The 4,061-nt window shown below is 68.1% G+C and carries 4 protein-coding genes; all 4 read left to right on the forward strand.

The genetic code is table 11. The annotated features are described in order from the left end of the window. Nucleotides 1-167 precede the first annotated feature (167 nt). Nucleotides 168-1,100 (forward strand): tetratricopeptide repeat protein, encoded by a 933-nt coding sequence (locus tag VFU06_15110; GenBank protein HEU5210722.1) that lies wholly within the window; start codon nt 168-170, stop codon nt 1,098-1,100. Nucleotides 1,101-1,132: 32 nt separating this feature from the next. After that, the gene (gene bamD / locus VFU06_15115; GenBank protein ID HEU5210723.1) at nt 1,133-1,888 is read left to right on the forward strand and encodes an outer membrane protein assembly factor BamD; all 756 of its coding nucleotides are present in this window, start codon (nt 1,133-1,135) and stop codon (nt 1,886-1,888) included. A 14-nt stretch (nt 1,889-1,902) separates the two neighbouring features. Next, a complete protein-coding gene (gene nadD / locus VFU06_15120; GenBank protein HEU5210724.1) occupies nt 1,903-2,568 on the forward strand; it encodes a nicotinate-nucleotide adenylyltransferase in 666 nt (221 codons plus the stop codon). A gap of 113 nt (nt 2,569-2,681) precedes the next feature. After that, nucleotides 2,682-4,061, forward strand: a 1,380-nt coding sequence (locus tag VFU06_15125; GenBank protein ID HEU5210725.1) for a hypothetical protein, incomplete at its 3' end; no start/stop codon positions are given.

Here is a 4,061-nt window from a genome sequence, read left to right on the forward strand (position 1 = left end):
CCGCTCGACGCCCGACATCGCACCCGGCGCGACCATCTTTGTGCCGGAGGAGCCGCCCCAGGAGGGTCGCAGCTTCATCGACTCCGTCGCGACGTTCCTGAGCATCGCAACGACGGCCGCGACCCTGCTGCTCGCCGTGCAGCGGATCAACTGATGGGAGCACGATCATGCTGATCCGGTCACGGCTCATCATTGCAGCAATGGCGGGCCTGGCGCTTGTGTCCGGCTGCGGTCCCGACTCCACTTCGCTCGTCCGCGGCGACCAGCTCTGGGCCGACTCCGCGTACGACCGTGCGATTGCCGAGTACCGGCTCGCGCTGCGGGAAACCAACAACGACGAGCAGGTCGTTGCGCGCCTCGCGCACGCGTACGCGGTGACCGGTCAGTTCGATCAGGCGCACCGCTACTACGACGAGCTGCTGAAGCAGGCGCCGGAGTACACCGACCAGGCGGTGTACGACTACATGCTGCTCGCCGCGCGCTCGCGTGCACGCGGTGACCGGTTCGGCATGGCCAACGCGGTGGACGCGGCGAACGCGCTGCGGCCGGGGCTGCCGCTCGGCGAGACCTCGGCAGCGCTGGCGCGCTACTATGCGCAGACGGGCGACGCGGAGCGTGCGGTCGACTTCTTCGAGCGCGCGCTGGCGGAAGCGCCGGCCGACTCGATCCCCACGCTGCTGTTCGAGCTGGGCAGCGTGCAGGAATCACGCGGCAACTGTCCGGAAGCGATTGCGGCGTTCAATGCGTACCGCACGCGGGCGCCGCGCGGCCCCCGGGCCGACGAGGCGCGCTGGCACGTGGGGAACTGCAGCTACGAGGTGGGCCGGACCGCGCTCGCGGATGAGCGGGACGCGGACGCCCTGCGCGCGTTCGATACCGTGATCCGCCTCGGTGTGCCGCAGAACCTGGTCGACCAGGCGTGGTTCGAGCGCGGCGAGCTGCTGCTCGAGCAGGGCCGCCGCGACGAGGCGCTGGAAGCCTATTACCGCGTGCTCGAGCGCAACCCGGGGCGCAGCAACCAGCTCACGCAGCGGGCCCAGCGCCGCATCGACGAGTTGCGCTTCGGCGCCCCCGGAACGAGCTTCCCGCCGGCCGGGTAGAGCACGGCCCATTGCGACCGGAACGAGACCGAATGATGCGAACGATCCGGACCGCGGCCCTGGCTGCGGTCCTCGTCATGATATCAGGCTGTGCCTCCTCGAACGCGGCGCGCCTCGCGCAGCTCGATGCCGACCAGCTCTTCAAGGAAGGCGAGACTGCGCTGCGCGCAGGCGACTGGGACGACGCCATCGAAGCGTTCGAGCGCTTCACGCTGACGTTCCCGACGCACCCGCGGAACCAGGAGGGGCGCTATCAGCTCGGCAGCGCGTACATGGGCAAGGAGGAGTACATCACCGCCGCCAACGAGTTCTCGCGGCTGGCCGATGACTATCCCGCCGGCCCGTGGGCGGACGACGCCCGCTTCAAGGTCTGCGAGGCGTACGGCGAGCTGTCGCCGCATCCGCAGCTCGACCAGGAGTACACCCAGGGCGCGATCGAGCACTGCCAGTCGCTGATCACGTACTATCCCGAGAGCGAGTACGTGGCGCGCGCGCAGGCGATCCTCGACGACATGCTGGCCAAGCTCGCCGAGAAGCAGTACCAGGCAGGCGAGTTCTACCGGAAGCGCGGCGCGATCGACTCCGCGATCCTGTACTACGAGCGGACCCTCGAGCAGTACCCCAGCTCGCCCGCCGTGCCCAAGGCGCTGCTCCGGCTCTACGAGGCGTACAACGAGATCGGCTACACGCAGGAGGCGCAGGCCGCGCGCGACCGGCTGCTGCGCGAGTTCCCGAACTCGGAGCAGGCCAGGGAAGTGAGCGGCGGCACCGCAGTGGAGGGGAGCTGAGTCCGCACTCCGGCATGAGGCTGGGCATCTTCGGCGGCACCTTCGATCCACCGCATCTCGGCCACCTGATCGTTGCACAGGACGCGGCACTGGCTCTCGCGCTGGACCGCGTCCTCTTCGTCCCGGCCGGCACGCCCCCTCACAAGCGCGACAGACCGTTGAGCCCGGCGGCGGCGCGCCTGGCCATGGTCCAGGCCGCGACCGCGCGCAATGATCGCTTCGCCGTGGACCCCTGGGAGCTGGAGCAGTCCGGTCCATCCTGGACGCTCGAGACCCTCCGCCACCTGCGCACACAGCATCCGGATGCGGAGCTGTGGCTGCTGATCGGCGCGGACCAGTGGGCGGAGTTCAGCACCTGGAGAGGACCGGAGGAGATCCTGTCCCTGGCATCTGTCGGGGTCATTCGGAGGGCTGGAGAACTGCATTCAACCACGGAGAGCACCGGGGACACAGAGCAACATCAGGGAGGCAGCCCCTCCGCTGCAGATGCTCTGTGTGCTCAGTGTCCTCCGTGGTTGAAAAAAGAAGTGGAACAGGGCCGTGTCATCTCCGTAAACGCCACGCGCATCGACATTTCCTCGAGCGAGGTGCGGCGGCGGGTGGGGGTGGGCGAGTCGATCCGCTACCTGGTGCCGGACCCTGTAGTCGAGATCATCTTTCGCGAGCAGCTCTACCGTTGAACGCGTCGCGGCGGGGCGGGTATGACCAAGGTTCCGCGCATGCTGCGCCGGATGAGCTGGCGAGGACGGCTGCGTGTGCCGCCGTTCCGACCGCAGACACTGACTGACGTCCAATGATCAAGTCGATTTTCAACAAGATCCTGGGTGACCGACACGAGCGGGAAGCCAAGAAGCTGACCCCGCTGGTGGACGAGATCAATTCCTGGGCGGACCGCCTCTCGGAGCTGCCGGAGGAGGAGTTCCAGCAGCAGACCGAAAAGCTGCGTGCGATCGTGCGGGAGCGCACCGCGGAGCTGGAAGCCGAGGTGGCGGAGCTGCGCGAGACCAAGCGGCAGACCGAGGAGGCGGTGGAGCGCGAGCGGCTGCAGGCTCGCATCGTAGCGGCGGAGGACGCGCTCAAGGCGCGGCTGCAGGAGGCGCTCGACGAGATCCTGCCGGAAGCGTACGGCACGGTGAAGGAGGCCTGCCGCCGGCTGCTCGGCCGGGAGATCACGGTCACGGGCCAGACCATGACGTGGGACATGGTCCCGTACGACGTGCAGCTCATCGGCGGCATCGCGCTGCACCGCGGCAAGGTCGCGGAGATGGCGACGGGTGAAGGCAAGACGCTGGTCGCGACCATGCCGATCTACCTGAACGCGCTGGCCGGTCGCGGCGTGCACCTGGTCACGGTGAACCCGTACCTGGCGCAGCGCGACAGCGAGTGGATGGGCACGATCTACCGCTACCTCGGGCTGACGGTCGACTGCATCGACCTGCACCAGCCCGGCACGCCGGAGCGGCGCACCGCATACGGTGCGGACATCACGTACGGCACCAACAACGAGTACGGCTTCGACTACCTGCGCGACAACATGGTGCACGCGCTGGAGCAGCGCGTGCAGCGGCCGCACTACTACGCGATCATCGACGAGGTCGACTCGATCCTGATCGACGAGGCGCGTACGCCGCTGATCATCAGCGGCCCCGTGGGCGAGGAGCAGTCGCAGGAGTACCGGGTGCATGCGCCGTCGGTCTCGAACCTGTACCGCAAGCAGACGCGCATCGTCAACGAGCTGATCGCGGACGCGGAAGCGGCGCTCGAGTCGGGCGACGAGCAGGCGGCGGGCGAGAAGCTGCTCGCCGCGAAGCGCGGCTCACCGAAGAACAAGCGGCTGCTCAAGCTGTTCGCGGAGCAGCCGTCCACGCAGAAGCTCGTCCAGCGGGTGGAAGCCGAGTTCATGCGCGACAAGTCGCTGCATGAAGTCGACGAGATGATGTACTTCGCGATGGACGAGAAGGGGCACAGCATCCACCTCTCGGAGCGCGGCCTGGACGAGCTGTCGCCGTCGGATCCCGAGGCGTTCGTCGTGCCCGACCTGTCGGAGGCGGTGGGCGCGGTCGAGCACGACCCGGACCTGTCGATCGACGAGAAGCGCGAGCGCATCCAGACGCTGGAGCGCGAGTATGCGGAGAAGAGCCAGAAGATCCACGCGATCCACCAGCTCCTGAAG

The sequence above is a fragment of the Longimicrobiales bacterium genome, assembly GCA_035764935.1.
Lineage (GTDB): Bacteria > Gemmatimonadota > Gemmatimonadetes > Longimicrobiales > RSA9 > DASTYK01.